The sequence below is a fragment of the Mesorhizobium abyssinicae genome (assembly GCF_049887195.1).
GTDB classification, from domain to species: Bacteria; Pseudomonadota; Alphaproteobacteria; order Rhizobiales; family Rhizobiaceae; genus Mesorhizobium; species Mesorhizobium abyssinicae.
Map to the genome: position 1 here is coordinate 1 of NZ_JARAKC010000176.1, position 234 is coordinate 234.

A 234-nucleotide genomic window follows, 5' to 3' on the forward strand; every position below is an offset into this window, starting at 1 on the left:
TGGAGGAGCTGAACCGGACGGAAGCGGACTATCCTTCGCAGCTGTGCATCCACGAGCTGTTCGAGGCGCGGGTGCGTGAGGCGCCCGACAGGGTGGCCGTGGTGCATGAGGCCGAGGAACTGAGCTACGGCGAGCTCAACGCGCGCGCCAACCGCCTGGCGCATCATCTGGTCGGCCTTGGCGTGAAGCCGGACCAGCCGGTGGCGATCTGCCTGGAGCGCAGCCCGATGATGG

General features: G+C 67.9%; 1 protein-coding gene. It reads left to right on the forward strand.

Translation table 11 applies throughout. The features are described 5' to 3' along the window. A partial coding sequence (locus PU724_RS34140) for an AMP-binding protein (protein WP_426213882.1) occupies window positions 1-234 on the forward strand: 234 nt, incomplete at both ends.